Origin of the sequence: Brevibacillus centrosporus, from assembly GCF_003710815.1 — a bacterium.
Lineage (GTDB): Bacteria > Bacillota > Bacilli > Brevibacillales > Brevibacillaceae > Brevibacillus > Brevibacillus centrosporus.
Window position 1 is genome coordinate 21,911 of sequence record NZ_RHHP01000039.1, and the last position, 13,824, is coordinate 35,734.

The window sequence follows — 13,824 nt, forward strand, 5'->3', positions numbered from 1 at the left end:
GATGCTCAGGCTTTCCTTTCATTTAGAGAGTGACTGCCGAAAAGTAAGAAAAGGGAGGTCCCTCATGGGAAATTCGACGAGGAAAACCACACTCGCCATCGCTTGCCTAGTCCTGATCTGGGGTATCTCTTGGTCCATCTATAAAGCGGCGCTGCCTTATACTCCACCTCTTCTATTCGCAGGAATGCGGGCGTTCTTAGGAGGCTTGCTGCTGGCAGTATTTTTAATTCCTACCTGGAGGAAAATGAAATGGCGACAGAACTGGTCCCGTTACTGTGTGTCCGCTCTGCTCAATGCGGCTCTTTTTTATGGCATGCAAACAGCGGGTCTGGTGTACTTGCCAGGTGGGCTGTTCTCGGTACTCGTGTATTTTCAGCCAGTGCTGATCGGCTTGTTCGCTTGGCTTTGGTTAGGCGAGAAGATGTCCCTTCTAAAGATCGTGGGCTTGCTGATTGGGTTTTGCGGGATTTTGGCGGTCAGTGCAGATGGCCTGCAAGGACAAATATCGATCGTCGGTGTTGTGCTTGCGATCTTGACTGCGATCAGCTGGGCACTCGGCGTCATTTATGTGAAAAGAGAGAGCAGCAAGGTAGATTCCCTGTGGATGGTTGCCCTGCAATTTGTAATTGGCGGCGCGCTGCTGACAGGAGCAGGGACTATTTTCGAGAGCTGGTCAGATATCGTCTGGAGCGGCGGCTACGTGTTTGGATTAGGGTTTGGTGCGACACTCGGCATACCCGTTGCGTTTGTCATCTACTTCCATCTGATGAATAGCGGCGATGCTAGCAAGATTGCGTCCTTCACGTTCCTGGTACCTTTGATTGCGGTAGCGACGGGTACGCTGTTTTTGCACGAGCCGTTTACGTTTTCGCTGGTTGCCGGATTGGTACTGATTGTCTTGAGTATTTGCTTGGTAAACTATCGAAGCAAGAAACAAAAGGTTCGGATCGCATCTGAAGCTTGAAAAAGTGAGGAAAGTCAACAGGCTCGGGCTGGAAAATAGTCCCGGGCCTGTTGACTTCCATAGTTTCCAACACTACAATTGGTAGTGTGAGGTGAATGCAATGAAACTGCAGCACTTTAAGATGAAAGAGAGCGGCTTGAATCGTTTTTTTGGCCCGCTTGAGGCGAAGATCATGGAAATACTGTGGGACAGCCGCGAGCTCGCGCATGAGCTGAGTATTAAAGACGTACAGCAAAAGCTCGAATCGGACAAGCAAGTCAATTTCAACACGGTCATGACCGTCATGAATCGGCTGGTGGAAAAAGGCTTTCTAGAAAAAAGAGCGGCTGGGCGCTCCTCCTTGTTTCAGCCCGTACAGTCCAAGGAGGATTTTATCAATAATCAATCCAAGGAACTGACGCATGAGCTGATGGAGGAATTCGGACCACTCGCGATCACGCATATGCTCGATGAGCTGGAGGATGCGGATCCAGAGCTGTTGGAGCTGCTGGAAGAAAAAATCAATTCTTTGAAAAAGGGAAAATAAGCCATGTGGGAAAATCGATCGCGAATGCTCTTTTTGTCGGGGCTTACGATAGCCGCACTCGTTTCTATTCAAATGGGTATGTACTTGTTTTACACCATGATGGGTTGGGATCTGCATTTCAACTTCCTGCAGCTGTGCAAAACGACGATTCATTCCCTTGGCTTTTCCTCGGCGGGCTATCTGCTCGACGTGCTGGTACTGTATACGTTTGTATGGGCGATCTGGATGACAGTCAGACAAATTCGGCTGTGCCGCCGGTTTGATGCGACTCTGCTGCGGAATCTGCATGTGGAAAAGACCAATCAGCTGAGAGGCGCCTATCGCTTTGGCAAAGACGATGTTTACGTGGTCAACAGTCGCGAGCCTTTGGCATTTACGGTGGGACTGCGCCGACGCCGGATTGTGCTTTCGACAGGCTTGCTGGATTTGCTGGACGAAAGAGAGCTGGCGGCCGTGATTCATCATGAAGCGTACCACGAGGAACACGCTGATCCGTTGAAGGTATTTTTCCTTTCCCTGCTTGCCAACGTTTTCTGGTACTTGCCCGTCTTAAAGCATATTCATTCGCATTACAAAGTGGTGCGTGAAGTGCTGGCTGACCGTCATGCGATGGAGCAGACAGGGGGAATGGCCGATTTGGGCAGAGCACTCCTGAAGCTGCTGAAGCAAAGGCAAACCGCTTCGGTCACACAGGCTGCTCATGTGTCCTTTGCTGATACGGCGATCAACTATCGTATTCAGCGGCTGCTGGATCCGAAAAAAGAGGCACCTTTTCAAGTGCCGACAGTATCCGTATGTATTTCCCTGGGTGTCATCTTCTTGTTAAGTCAGCTTTTCTGGGTCTCCATGGCCTGATTTTTTTTACACGATTACACTACGCTATGTAGTTTGAAATCAGCTAACCCAATATCTTGAAGGAGGAGTCGAAATGAGTAAGTAAACGATGCAGGAAGTAGGAGCATTGCTGGTTCGCGTCATTCTGGGGCTGGTCTTTATCAATCACGGACTGGACAAGTTTCAGGCGTTGGAGGGGACAGCTGGATTTTTCACGGGCAACGAGCTGCACATTGCTTTGCTTACCATGTCCCTTTACCTGGTGCTCGCAGGCAGTCCTCTCTTGGCCGTGGACAAGCTGCTGCCTTTCGGGCAAAAAAGACTGGGAGAAGCGAAGTAGCGAATAAGCAAACGATGCAAGTGGCAGTTAGGAAAAGCAGTCCTGACTGCCTTTTTTGCGTGAGGACGTCCATTTTTTTTTAACGATGAACGGCTGCCAGCAGACGGCAGAGCACTCCATGAAAGTGGGGGAAGAGGCGAAACAAATAGCCGAAATGTTTGGTGCTGATCCATTGGAAGCGGAGCATGCTGGATATCTGCATGATATTAGCGCGGTATTTCCAAACGAACAGAGAGTGACTATTTCCCAACAGTTAGGGCTGGAGGTTCTGCCAGAGGAAGAAGTCTTCCCCATGATCATTCATCAAAAGCTCTCCAAAGAAATGGCTAGAAGCCTGTTCAACATTTCGAATCCAGCGATATTAAATGCAGTAGGGTGTCATACAACGCTAAGAAAAGATGCTTCCCTTTTGGATATGGTGCTGTTTGTTGCAGATAAGATCGCATGGGATCAGCCTGGAACCCCGCCCTATCTCCAAGAAATCCGGCAGGAGCTAGAAAAATCAGTTGAGCATGCTGGTTACTCCTATATTCGCTATTTGTGGCAGAAGCGAGAAAGCTTACGAGTCATCCATCCATGGTTAAAGGAAGCGTACTATGAATTAGAGGCACGCCTTCATGCGGACGAAGGCATAATCCCCGTAAAAAGGAATACATAGTGACGAGGTGATTGGATTGAGGCGTCCAGTTGTGCTACTCGCGATGATTTGCGTTCTTCTCGCAAGCTGTTCTACACAAACGGCCATGCCGCAAGCAGCATCAAAAGTCACGCAAGCGGATGCTTCCTCAGAAGCCCCCGAGTTACCGGCGAAAGCGGCTGCTCCAGCTTCCACAGGGGAAGATATTCGGGCAACACCGCAAAGTGGCGCTTTGTCTTTCAAATTGAAAAGTAAAAAACACAGTCGCTCTTATTTGCCGGCTGTGTTTTTTTACGAGCGGGAAGCAGAAATGACTCACTCGCGAATCTCGCAGTAAATACCTTTTTCATAAATATATTGCAGGCAGACATCAGGCAAAAGAAAGCTGGGGTCGCCACCTTTGCGAATTTCGTCGCGTATGTAGGTCGAACTGATGCCCATGTTGATTCCTTTGCTCATGATTAAAAAATGCTCGTCATGATTGCGCAGCAGCGGGTCCTCTGCGATCAGATCGGCGGATGGATAGCCCTCACGAGACATGACGATGAACTGAAATTGTGATACGAGCTTCTCGGCATTGCCCCAGTTGGACAGGCCCGCGAGCAGATCAGAGCCCATGATAAAGTACAGCTCGTCGTTCGGATACTTTTTTCGTAAATGAATCATAGTGTCGTACGTATAGGTCTCTCCCGGCAAGGCGTCCATTTCGACCGTCGATATTTCAAAGAGCGGCTCACCCAAGCTGTTCTTTTTATGCGCGCTGGTCTCAAGGGCCATCTTCAGCATGTTCAGGCGGTGCTCATCATCGGTCTGCAGCTTTTTGTCGTGCCGCAGAGAAGAGCAGGGCACAAAAATCACCTTGTCCAGGCGTCTGCGGCGCGCAACTGTGGCTGCCGTGAAGAGATGGCTGTAGGTAATGGGATCGAAGCTGCTGCCGTATATACCGATTCTCATCCAGATCGCTCCTTTTCGTCGTCATCTGCTATTACAGCGTGCAAGCGGTAGAGGTGGTGACCGTGATTCCATACGTTTCCTGAAAGTGGGCAAGTGTCTCTTCGGTGCTCTCCTCGAAGCCAGGGATTGGACTCATGCAATCGGAAAGAACGACGATGCGAGAAGTCACGTCCGGCTCCGCCTGGTAGTACTCCAGAATCTGTCGCAGGGACTCCAGTACACAGTGAGATTTGGCTTCTCCGACCACGATGATCCGATCGTAGTTTTTCAGCTCGCGCAAAAGCTCCTCGTTGCCTGGCTCGTCAGCGATAGCCACTTCCGGTTTGATGATGCCGTACATTTCACTCAAGGGATCCTGCCCTTTTACAATTCGCAAAGGCGTCGATCGACGAGCTGCGGAATGGAAGAAAACCATATTGGCAAACTGGCTCTCCAAGGCTGCGCCATAAGAACCTTCGAGGCAATGGTACGGCCAGATGCAGAGCTCTTTTTTGCTTTGCTCCGCGAGCTTTTGGACGTAAGCAAGACTCTCCTTCCCGTCATGGACAGGCAGCCACTTTCCGCTCTGTACGTCTTCTGGTGTAATGACCGTAAAGGGGGCAGGATGATTCCCCTCTGCGTCAACCCACCAGATGGGGTGAAAGATTTGATCGGGCTGATGGGTATCGAGAGAAACGGCAATTCGTGTGATTTTCTCCAGATGTGTATACAGAAAGCGTACTGAATTGTGTATATCTTGGTGTGAGCCAGGTACCGCCAGTTGACCCTTTTCCATAAAGTCATTTTGCATATCAATGGCCAGAAAGAGAATTTTCTCGGAATCGTTTGAAGCGGGGGAGAGCGCCTCCAAAGAGGCTTTGTCCAACAGGGTGTTCAGGCCAATCTCAGAGGAAAGTCCAATGCGGTGCTCCTCAAAAATGTCGTGAAGCGGCGTTTTCATCGCGAGGTCTCTCCTTTTCCAAAAAGGCTGTTTTCTCCATTAAAGCCAAAAAACACGAATTGCACAACCGACTGGCAGGGAAAAAAAGAAAAAGCCAACGCGCCTGCAGAGAGGCGGCGTCAGCTGCTGTTACATAAAAAGACATGGGAGTGTTTACTGCAGGAGGGACGTGATCGGTTTCATACGGGGAACGGCGAGTTCGAGCTCCCTTTTTTGATTATGCATAAACGTCTCCTCCCAAAAGAACAGCTGGCTGTTCATAGGAAACGCGCTCTTCGGCTGCACGCGGACGTACGTGCCGTCTGGCATGAGCTGATGCGCTTTGGTATCGTCCTGAAGCATCGTCTCCAGAAGCGCTTTGATTCTTCTGCGCAAATCCCGCTGCAGGACGGGAAAGAGAATTTCAACACGCGCCATCATGTTTCGCGTCATCCAGTCTGCACTGGAAAGATAGATTTGCGGATCGCCGCCGTTACAAAAATGAAAGATGCGGCTATGCTCCAGGTTGCGTCCGACGATGCTGATGACGCGGATGTTTTCGCTGACCCCCTGGATGCCCGGGCGCAGGCAGCAGATCCCACGGACGATCAGGTCGATCTTGACTCCCGCACAGGATGCCTCATAGAGAGCCATCATAATTTCTTTATCTGTCAACGAATTCATCTTGGCTATGATATATGCCGGCTTCCCGGCAAGGCTGTTTTCGATTTCACGCTGGATGAGCGAAAGAAACGTGTCACGCAAGCCAGTAGGAGCCGTGGAAATGACTTTCCATTCAGGCGGGTAGGAGTAGCCGGACAGATGGTTGAAAAAGTGCGTCGCGTCTGTCCCAAAGTCCTCGTGTGCCGTAAACATTCCAATATCCGTATAGGTTCCCGCCGTCTTGTCGTTGTAATTTCCGGTGCTCAAGTGCACGTATCTGCGCAAGCCGTTTTCTTCTGCACGTACGACGAGCGTGATCTTGCTGTGGGTCTTTAAGCCCGCGAGTCCGTAGATGACGTGGCAGCCCGCGTTTTCCAGCTTTTTCGCCCAGACGATGTTGTTCTCTTCGTCAAAGCGGGCTTTCAGCTCCAGAAGCACCATCACCTGCTTGCCGTTGTCAGCTGCTTTCAGCAAGGCGTTGACGATCGGGGAATCGCCGCTGACGCGATACAGCGTCTGCTTGATCGCGAGTACCTTTGGATCCTCAGCAGCCTCTTGCACAAAGCGAATCACTGGATCAAACGACTCGTACGGATGATGAAGCAGCAGATCGCGTCTTTCGATAGCAGAGAAGATGTCACCATCGCCAAAGAAATCCAGTGGCTGCTGGGGGGTAAGCGGTTCGAAACGCAGGTGATCATAGCCCTCCAGCGCGTGGAAGCGGAAGAAGAAGGTAGGGTCGAGCGGACCGTCAAACCGATAGATTTCCGGCTCGTCCAGCTCCAGCCAATCCAGGAGCGTCGCTTGCAGAAACTCGCTCATGGACGCATCCACTGCGAGGCGGGAAGGCTCTCCCATCTTCCGTTTTCTCAGCTCCTGCTCGATTGCTTCCAGCAGGTCTTCGGTTTCGTCCTCATCGATGGTCAAATCAGCGTTGCGGGTGATGCGAAATGGACATGTTTCCAGGATATTGTAGCCGCGAAACAAGCTGTCCATATGCACGGAAATGACATCCTCGAGAAGAATAAAATGCGCCTCGCCTACAGGAGAGGGCAGCTCGAGAAAACGGGGGACGACGGAGGGCACCTGCACCACTGCAAACAAGGGCCCTTCGCTGTCCACATCGTCATCCTCGAGCAAAACAGCGAGATTCAAGCTTTTGTTCAACAGCATGGGAAACGGATGGCTGGCATCTACGGCCATCGGGGTTAGCACCGGATACAGCTGGTGGTGAAAAAATGAGTGTACAAAACCCTCCTGCTCCTCGTCCAGCTGCTTCGCTTTCAGGAAGCGAATGCCTGCTTTTTGCAGCTCGGGTGTGATATCCTCCCGCAGGATCGCGAACATGTTCTGCATGACTTCATGGGTGCGCTCCCACACGGCGTGCAGCTGCTCGAGCGGTGTCATCCCCGACTTGTTGTCCGGCTTGGTAAGACCCGCTTTGACCTGGTCCTTCAATCCAGCTACCCGTACCATGAAAAATTCATCAAAATTACTGCTGGCGATCGCAATGAACTTCAGACGCTCAAAGAGAGGATTGCTCTCACTCTTGGCTTCCATCAGCACGCGCTCGTTAAAGGCGATCCAGCTTAGTTCTCGATTAATGTAATAGTCTGGAATGCGAAAGTCCTTCATCCTGGCCCAACCTTTTTAGGAAAAATGGGGAAATTGACCACTGATCAGGACAAGTATAGCAGTCTAGTGTTAAGGGATTGTTAAGGTTTGGCAGGGCTATCGACTACGACTGGACGAAAAGAGATGGCCAGCTTCCATGCCTTGCTCAGCTTGGCGAGCGGTTCGTCCAGAAGAGAATATTCCAGAAGTCCAGCTCGTTTTCCCATACAAAGGAGCGTTAATGGTCCGTCATCATCCGTCAGCCGGATCGTGTGTATAGCCTGTGACATGGAGCGATCCAGCATCCGTGCCAGCAGGACGAGGTGACCGAGCTTTTCGACGAGGCTCTTGTCCGTCTTGGAAACGATGTCCGTATGCTTCGCCAGCTGGCTTTGCAGAAGCTTGTTGCTTTTAAAAGAGGCAATCATGGCCATCAGGAGTCTTTCCCGATGGGTGTACCCTGCCAAAAGTACGTGCGACAGTAAATAAAACGTATGCTCGGAAGCTTCATGGACGTTGATTGTACGCCCCACATCGTGCAGGAGTGCGGCTGCCTCCAGCAGATCGCGTTCCCCTTGCCCATACGTGTGATGACCAAACGTCTGGAGCTGATCGAACAGCGACAAGGAGAGCTTGCTGACGTGAATGGCGTGCGGCTTGTTGACCTGATAGCGGTTCATGAACTGGTCGATGCTTCGCTCATGCACCACCCGGATGGAGGTCGGAGCGGCGGTTCCCCAGACGGCTTCGGATAATATCCCGTCGCGCAGCCCCTTGTTGCTGACGATCAGCTCTGGGCTTCCTGCATGACGAAGCAGGCTCTCAAACACAGTGATGCCAGCAAGAATCACATCTGCCCTGTCCTTGGAGATTCCGGGGACCTGTCTGCGTTCTTCGAGTGTAAGCAGACTGAGCTGCTCCAATATCCCTACTACTTGCTCGGTATCGAGCGGGTAGTGGTGGAAGCTGTCCATGCTGTATTGCACGGCCCGCTGATGAATTTTGGCTAGATTTCGGGCTGTGCCGCCGATGGCAATGACCGGACAATGCCTGTTTAGCAGCCAAGGGCAGGAGGAGTAGGCAGTGCTCAAGAAATGCTCCAGCGAAGAGAGTTCCTCAGCAGTCGGTACCTCGCTGTGCAAAAACATGCGCGTCAGGGAGACGATCCCGAAAGGAAAGCTGTGAGAGGCCAGAAGCTCGCGGTTGGAAAAAAAGGTGACTTCCGTACTCCCCCCGCCGATATCGATGGTGATCCCTTCGTCGATGCTCATACTGTTTACGACGGCGAGATAGCCGTAGCGAGCTTCGTCTTCGCCGCCGAGGACGCGGACGCTGATTCCTGTTTCTTTGGATATTCGATCGATCAGCTCGCTGCCGTTATCCGACTGGCGTACGGCAGCAGTTGCTACGGCAATGATGTCCCTTATATTTCTTGCTTCCAGCAGATCTTTGAATTGTCGCATGCAGTCGATGGTCTTGGTGATCCCCTCTTCATCCATGCGGCCGTTTTGCACATGATTGCTGAGTCGCAGTCCGCGTTTGATATTGTCCACTTCTGTCACGAGACCTTGTGAATCTTGCTCGTAGACGACCAATCTGGCAGTGTTTGAGCCTAGATCTATGACGCCGAAATTACGATTCATGCTACTCCCCACTTTGCGTTCTTCTGTTCTGAGTACCTCCCATTATGCCACAGATTGGAAGGGCATGCCTGCTTCGTTATGGGAGGGGAAAACAGAGGGAATCTTGCTGAAAATGAATGGACATTTATTTTGTTGATCAACTATTTTTCCTGTCATGATCACGTTATTCTTTTTTCACGCGCCAGTGCTGCACTCGCCGGACATCCCAAAAAGATGTCGGTTGACAACAGCGCAAAACCTTTCTATAATCTGAGACATTCAAGAAAACGTATAAGACCCATACGGAAGAAACGCCGTGAAAAGGAAAGTAAAAAAGGGATTTGACGTCCAGAGAGTCGCCTGTAAGCTGGGAGGGCGGCCGCGAACTCTTTTTGAAAGCCACCTTGGAGCTCTGCTTTTGAAATTGAGTAGAAAGCAGCGATTAGCCTACGTTATCAGGCGCATGTCAGTAATGACTGCCAAAGTTTCCCTTTTGCGAAAAGGGGAAAAAAGCTGAGTGGTACCGCGATACCTTCGCCTCAGCAATCACGTTCATGTGAGCCATGGATGTGATTGCTGGGGCTTTTTGATTTTTAAAAGACATACGTAGAGAGAATGGAGTGGTGGGTTATGGATTCGAAAAAGCAGCGGGAACTTCTGCACTTGCTGGAAGAGGACAGCCGCATGTCAGCCGAGCAAATCGGTAAAATGCTGGCAGAGCCAACAGAGGTGATCGAAAAGGCGATCGCCGCTTTGGAAGAGGAAAAAGTCATCGTCAAATACCCCGCACTGATCAACTGGGAGCGGGTAGAGGATCATCCGTACGTCAATGCGATGATCGACGTGAAGGTAACGCCCAAGCGCGACGTTGGCTTTGATGAGGTAGCGGAGCGCATCTGCCGTTTTCCAGAAGTAAAAGCCGTATACCTGATGTCAGGCGCGAGCTACGACTTGTCCGTGGTGCTGGAAGGAAAGACGATGCGGGAAGTCGCGACGTTCGTTTCGCAAAAGCTGGCGACGCTCGACTCCGTAGTCTCGACGGCCACTCACTTTATCTTGAAACGCTACAAGCATGATGGGATTGAATTGGAAGATCGCGATGAAGATCGCAGAATGGTGGTAACTCCATGAGTACGCAGCTATCCGTAAAAAGCCGTTTGTCGTCTACAGTCGCTTCCCTGAAGCCATCGGGAATTCGCCGTTTTTTCGATCTGGCAGCCTCGATGGAGGGAGTCATTTCACTCGGGGTCGGGGAGCCTGATTTTGTCACTCCTTGGCGCATGCGCGAAGCATCGATCTCGTCACTGGAGCGCGGCCATACCGCCTACACATCCAACGCGGGTATGCTCGAGCTGCGGGTAGAGATCCAGAAGTATCTGGAGGAGCGTTTTTCCGTCAGCTATCATCCGGAGAAGGAGATTTTGGTGACAGTAGGAGCCAGCGAGGCGATCGATATCGCGCTGCGCGCCATCCTGGATCCGGGAGATGAAGTGCTGGTCGTCGAGCCGTGCTACGTATCCTACGAGCCGGTCATTCGCCTGGCTGGCGGGGTGCCAGTGTTCCTGAAGACGACGATGGAAAACCAGTTCAAGCTGACACCACAGGAGCTGGAGACGCACATCACGCCACGGACCAAAGCGATTATTTTCTGCTATCCGAACAATCCGACAGGCGGCACGATGACCGCTGAAGAGTGGAAAACCTTGCTGCCTATCATCGAGAAGCACGATCTGCTGGTGATTTCCGATGAGATTTACGCCGAGCTGACGTACGGACGCATGCACGACAGCATCGCGGCGCTTCCGGGAATGAAGGACCGCACGATTCTGATCTCGGGCTTCTCCAAAGCGTTTGCCATGACAGGCTGGCGCCTCGGCTACGTCTGCGCCACCCCTGATCTGCTGGCAGGGATGCTGAAAATTCATCAATATACCATGCTGTGTGCACCGACGATGGCGCAGATGGCAGCACTGGAGGCGCTGCGTCACGGACGCTCGGACATGGAACGGATGATCGAGAGCTATCGCCAACGCCGCAATTACGTCGTGGATGGCTTCCGTGAAATCGGGCTGAGCTGCCACGAGCCGGATGGTGCGTTCTACGCGTTCCCTTCGATCGCATCTACAGGGCTGAGCTCGGCCGAGTTTGCCGAGAAGCTGTTAATGGAAGAGAAAGTAGCTGTCGTTCCGGGCGATGTATTCGGCGAAAGCGGTAATGGTCATATCCGCTGCTCGTATGCGACATCCATGGAGCAGTTGAAAAAAGCGCTGGAGCGGATGGAGCGTTTGATGGGGAAACTGTCGTAGGCTGTCCCATATATATAGAAGAAGAGTTCTCGAAAGAAGGGTCGCTTTCTTTTGAGGACTCTTTTTGTTTCTCTTCTCGCCCCATCAAAGCCTCATCCCGAATGCTGATCGTTTTGCTCCATGTAGGCCAAGTGCCGAAACCCCTACCCGCATCGCTCCTCCTTGAGGTGGCCTCGATAGAGGTTTTCTTATGATCAAAAATGAAGAGAATTAGATCTTTACAAGCGCTTCCTACGGGAGTAATATTTGTTTCGTGATAAAGACAAATGGAAGTAACCGATTCGCTGAGTCCCATTTTTGAATGGGAGCGGGGGAACCAAACGTGGAGGGACTTGTCGTGCCACATGGGGTGAATCTTGAAGATTTCGAGTAGGGTGACTCTTACACCCGAATCCGTCAGCTAACTCCGTAAGCGTACCAAGAGAGGCAACATTTACTTTGTGTATAAATGACATAGCCTAATTTCGCTATGCCCTGAAAGCCAAGTGAGTTTCCTTCTCGTTTGGCTTCTTTTTTGTTCTTTTTTTCGGAAAAAGGAGGGGGTTTAGGAAATATCTGAGTGGAAGCTGTCTACATCAAGAGGAGAAACTATCTGAAAAAGTATGTGAGGAGATCAGCATGATAATGGGGTTGAAACGACTTTTAATCGGGAGACCGATGAAGTCAAACGCACTGGGTGAAGAAAAGCTCTCGAAGGTCAAGGCATTAGCCGTTTTGTCATCTGATGCGTTATCTTCTGTGGCCTATGGTACCGAGCAAATTCTGCTTGTGTTAGTTACGCTCGGAGCTGCTGCGCTATGGTATTCCATTCCGATCTCCATTGCGGTTGCGGGACTTTTAACCATTCTTATTTTATCTTACCGCCAGACGATCTTTGCTTATACAACCGGCGGCGGAGCGTATATCGTTGCCAAAGACAACTTTGGCACATCGACTGGACTGGTGGCTGGCGGATCGCTGCTCGTCGATTACATTTTGACCGTAGCCGTGAGTACCTCGGCTTCGACAGACGCGATTACTTCAGCGTTTCCGATATTGCATGATCATCGTGTCCTGATTGCGCTGCTCATGATCATCTCCGTAACGATCCTGAACCTGAGGGGGATCACCGAGTCAGCGACGATTCTGATGTACCCGGTCTATTTGTTTGTCGTCGCGATTTTTCTCTTGATTTTGGGCGGTGCTTATCAATGGTTGACGGGCAACGTCCAAGCGCACGCGCCTGTCTACGGCGCTGCTGTCCCGGGAATTACGCTCTTTCTGCTGCTGCGGGCATTCAGCTCAGGCTGTTCAGCTTTGACCGGCGTAGAAGCGGTATCCAATGCGATTCCCAACTTCCGAAGTCCGGCTCCGAAAAATGCAGCCCTGACCTTGATCATGATGGGGCTGATTCTCGGCGTGATGTTTATGGGCATCAGCTTGCTGGCTTACGTCTTTGGCATCGCTCCCAGCGCGAAGGAAACAGTCGTTTCGCAAATCGCATCCGCTGTCTTTGGCAGAGGGGTCCTGTATTATTTTATCCAGGCCGTTACGGCTCTTATCCTGTTCCTGGCAGCGAATACTGCTTTTGCAGCGTTTCCCCTGCTCGCCTTTATGCTGGCCAAGGACCGGTTTATGCCAAACATGTTCATGGTCCGAGGGGATCGGCTCGGCTTCTCCAACGGGATCATTTTTCTCGGCATTCTGTCCGCGATTTTAGTGATTTCGTTTGGCGGAGAAACTGAGAATCTGATTCCGCTGTATGCGCTCGGTGTCTTCATCCCATTTACACTGTCGCAAGCCGGGATGATGAAGCGGTGGGTGACGAAAAAGTCTGCTGGATGGTTGGTTCCTTTTCTCATCAATACGATTGGGATGCTGACTACGCTGACGATCTGCTTGATATTCCTGATCACGAAATTTTCCCAAGTCTGGACGATCTTCATTTTTCTACCGATCGTGATTTTTATCTTTCGCAAAATCAACGGTCACTATCAGGACTTGGCAAGCGAGCTGAGACTGGACATCACGACCGACAAGCCTCAGGCAAAAGGCAGCGTCATCGTGATTCCGGTGGCGGGTATATCGCAGGTAGTGAAAAATACCATCAGCTACGCGCAGTCACTGTCTGATGACATCGTGGCCGTCTACGTGGGCTTCAGCGATGAGGACATCAAAAAGATGGAGGAAAAATGGGAGCTGTGGAATCCAGGAGTACGCCTGATCGTTCTGCGCTCTCATTATCGAAGTATCATCAAGCCGCTGTTCAAGTTCATCGATACCGTGGAGTGGAAGAAAGCCGATACGGATCATGTGACGGTCATGATCCCACAGTTCATCACAAAGCGTTGGTGGCATAATCTGCTGCATAACCAGACCAGCTTTTTCTTGCGGGCGTATTTGTTTGCCCGGCAGGATGTGAAGATCGCGACCGTACCGTATCGTTTGAAAAAATAAGCAGAAATT

The 13,824-nt window shown here is 51.2% G+C and carries 13 protein-coding genes, 1 riboswitch and 1 other annotated feature; of the genes, 9 read left to right on the forward strand and 4 right to left on the reverse strand.

Annotation, left to right across the window (positions count from 1 at the left end):
- The first annotated feature begins 64 nt into the window (after nucleotides 1–64).
- The 6 genes from EDM55_RS25780 (at nucleotide 65) to EDM55_RS25805 (ending at nucleotide 3,638) form a co-directional block, all read left to right on the forward strand.
- Complete coding sequence (locus EDM55_RS25780; RefSeq protein ID WP_122961702.1) at nucleotides 65–964, forward strand: DMT family transporter; 900 nt, start codon at nucleotides 65–67, stop codon at nucleotides 962–964.
- 100 nt (nucleotides 965–1,064) lie between these two features.
- Nucleotides 1,065–1,490, forward strand: a complete 426-nt coding sequence (locus EDM55_RS25785; RefSeq protein ID WP_092266444.1) for a BlaI/MecI/CopY family transcriptional regulator — start codon at nucleotides 1,065–1,067, stop codon at nucleotides 1,488–1,490.
- A gap of 3 nt (nucleotides 1,491–1,493) precedes the next feature.
- Complete coding sequence (locus EDM55_RS25790) at nucleotides 1,494–2,345, forward strand: M56 family metallopeptidase (RefSeq protein WP_122961703.1); 852 nt, start codon at nucleotides 1,494–1,496, stop codon at nucleotides 2,343–2,345.
- An 88-nt stretch (nucleotides 2,346–2,433) separates the two neighbouring features.
- Nucleotides 2,434–2,664 (forward strand): DoxX family protein, encoded by a 231-nt coding sequence (locus EDM55_RS25795; protein ID WP_122961704.1) that lies wholly within the window; start codon nucleotides 2,434–2,436, stop codon nucleotides 2,662–2,664.
- Between the two features lie 85 nt (nucleotides 2,665–2,749).
- Entirely contained in the window at nucleotides 2,750–3,322 is a 573-nt protein-coding gene (gene yqeK, locus EDM55_RS25800) for a bis(5'-nucleosyl)-tetraphosphatase (symmetrical) YqeK (RefSeq protein ID WP_122961731.1), read from the forward strand.
- Between the two features lie 16 nt (nucleotides 3,323–3,338).
- Nucleotides 3,339–3,638 (forward strand): hypothetical protein, encoded by a 300-nt coding sequence (locus EDM55_RS25805; protein WP_141295886.1) that lies wholly within the window; start codon nucleotides 3,339–3,341, stop codon nucleotides 3,636–3,638.
- Here the strand turns inward: EDM55_RS25805 and nadD are convergent.
- From nadD to EDM55_RS25825, 4 genes are all read right to left on the reverse strand, one after another.
- Nucleotides 3,617–4,255: a nicotinate-nucleotide adenylyltransferase gene (nadD, locus tag EDM55_RS25810; protein ID WP_122961706.1), complete on the reverse strand. Its 639-nt coding sequence runs from the start codon at nucleotides 4,253–4,255 to the stop codon at nucleotides 3,617–3,619. The genes EDM55_RS25805 and nadD overlap by 22 nt on opposite strands.
- A gap of 31 nt (nucleotides 4,256–4,286) precedes the next feature.
- Nucleotides 4,287–5,195, reverse strand: a complete 909-nt coding sequence (locus EDM55_RS25815) for a cysteine hydrolase family protein (protein ID WP_122961707.1) — start codon at nucleotides 5,193–5,195, stop codon at nucleotides 4,287–4,289.
- Nucleotides 5,196–5,348: 153 nt separating this feature from the next.
- Nucleotides 5,349–7,472: an RNA degradosome polyphosphate kinase gene (locus EDM55_RS25820; protein WP_122961708.1), complete on the reverse strand. Its 2,124-nt coding sequence runs from the start codon at nucleotides 7,470–7,472 to the stop codon at nucleotides 5,349–5,351.
- A gap of 80 nt (nucleotides 7,473–7,552) precedes the next feature.
- Complete coding sequence (locus tag EDM55_RS25825) at nucleotides 7,553–9,094, reverse strand: Ppx/GppA phosphatase family protein (protein ID WP_122961709.1); 1,542 nt, start codon at nucleotides 9,092–9,094, stop codon at nucleotides 7,553–7,555.
- Nucleotides 9,095–9,380: 286 nt separating this feature from the next.
- Nucleotides 9,381–9,618, forward strand: a binding site (T-box leader).
- A gap of 85 nt (nucleotides 9,619–9,703) precedes the next feature.
- Between EDM55_RS25825 and EDM55_RS25830 the strand changes: the two genes are divergently transcribed.
- The 3 genes from EDM55_RS25830 to kimA all read left to right on the forward strand — a co-directional run bounded on the left by EDM55_RS25830 (nucleotide 9,704) and on the right by kimA (nucleotide 13,815).
- Nucleotides 9,704–10,204, forward strand: coding sequence for an Lrp/AsnC family transcriptional regulator (locus EDM55_RS25830; RefSeq protein WP_092266437.1), 501 nt, complete (start codon nucleotides 9,704–9,706; stop codon nucleotides 10,202–10,204).
- Complete coding sequence (locus tag EDM55_RS25835; protein WP_092266436.1) at nucleotides 10,201–11,379, forward strand: aminotransferase; 1,179 nt, start codon at nucleotides 10,201–10,203, stop codon at nucleotides 11,377–11,379. Before EDM55_RS25830 ends, EDM55_RS25835 begins: the two co-directional genes overlap by 4 nt.
- A gap of 272 nt (nucleotides 11,380–11,651) precedes the next feature.
- Nucleotides 11,652–11,810, forward strand: a riboswitch (cyclic di-AMP (ydaO/yuaA leader).
- 187 nt (nucleotides 11,811–11,997) lie between these two features.
- Complete coding sequence (gene kimA, locus EDM55_RS25840) at nucleotides 11,998–13,815, forward strand: potassium transporter KimA (RefSeq protein ID WP_122961710.1); 1,818 nt, start codon at nucleotides 11,998–12,000, stop codon at nucleotides 13,813–13,815.
- Nucleotides 13,816–13,824 lie beyond the last annotated feature (9 nt).

Excerpts from the sequence above, each read along its gene's own strand:
- EDM55_RS25815 (WP_122961707.1), bottom strand. The coding sequence starts at position 5,195 with ATGAAAACGCCGCTTCACGACATTTTTGAGGAGCACCGCATTGGACTT.
- kimA (WP_122961710.1), top strand. The coding sequence starts at position 11,998 with ATGATAATGGGGTTGAAACGACTTTTAATCGGGAGACCGATGAAGTCA.
- EDM55_RS25835 (WP_092266436.1), top strand. The coding sequence starts at position 10,201 with ATGAGTACGCAGCTATCCGTAAAAAGCCGTTTGTCGTCTACAGTCGCT.
- EDM55_RS25785 (WP_092266444.1), top strand. The coding sequence starts at position 1,065 with ATGAAACTGCAGCACTTTAAGATGAAAGAGAGCGGCTTGAATCGTTTT.
- nadD (WP_122961706.1), bottom strand. The coding sequence starts at position 4,255 with ATGAGAATCGGTATATACGGCAGCAGCTTCGATCCCATTACCTACAGC.
- EDM55_RS25825 (WP_122961709.1), bottom strand. The coding sequence starts at position 9,094 with ATGAATCGTAATTTCGGCGTCATAGATCTAGGCTCAAACACTGCCAGA.
- EDM55_RS25830 (WP_092266437.1), top strand. The coding sequence starts at position 9,704 with ATGGATTCGAAAAAGCAGCGGGAACTTCTGCACTTGCTGGAAGAGGAC.
- EDM55_RS25820 (WP_122961708.1), bottom strand. The coding sequence starts at position 7,472 with ATGAAGGACTTTCGCATTCCAGACTATTACATTAATCGAGAACTAAGC.
- EDM55_RS25780 (WP_122961702.1), top strand. The coding sequence starts at position 65 with ATGGGAAATTCGACGAGGAAAACCACACTCGCCATCGCTTGCCTAGTC.
- yqeK (WP_122961731.1), top strand. The coding sequence starts at position 2,750 with ATGAACGGCTGCCAGCAGACGGCAGAGCACTCCATGAAAGTGGGGGAA.
- EDM55_RS25795 (WP_122961704.1), top strand. The coding sequence starts at position 2,434 with ATGCAGGAAGTAGGAGCATTGCTGGTTCGCGTCATTCTGGGGCTGGTC.
- EDM55_RS25790 (WP_122961703.1), top strand. The coding sequence starts at position 1,494 with ATGTGGGAAAATCGATCGCGAATGCTCTTTTTGTCGGGGCTTACGATA.